The sequence below is a fragment of the Weissella sp. DD23 genome (assembly GCF_001579105.1).
Taxonomy (GTDB): Bacteria; Bacillota; Bacilli; order Lactobacillales; family Lactobacillaceae; genus Weissella; species Weissella cibaria.
In genome coordinates this window covers 1-240 of record NZ_KQ970532.1, presented here as the reverse complement: position 1 = coordinate 240, position 240 = coordinate 1, and the positions used below count along the sequence as shown (strand labels likewise).

Genomic DNA, 240 nt, shown 5'->3' with positions numbered 1-240 from the left:
AAGTTATTCTGGTTGGGGACAAAGACCAGTTGCCGTCTGTTGGACCCGGTCGCGTCTTTTATGACTTATTAGCTAGTGGCTTGCTGAATTACCGTGAGTTGGAGACGATTCACCGGCAGGGTAAAGGGTCAACAATCATTGCGTTGGCGAGTGCCATTCGTGCCGGTCAGTTGCCAGAAGATTTTACGGTGCGCCAACCAGATCGCTCATTCTTTCCAGCACAAACGACGCAAGTACCAC

1 protein-coding gene is annotated in these 240 nt (G+C 50.8%); it reads left to right on the top strand.

Features of this window, described 5'->3' with window-relative positions; genetic code table 11:
* A partial coding sequence (locus tag WEIDD23_RS12605; RefSeq protein ID WP_156469691.1) for an AAA family ATPase occupies nucleotides 1–240 on the top strand: 240 nt, incomplete at both ends.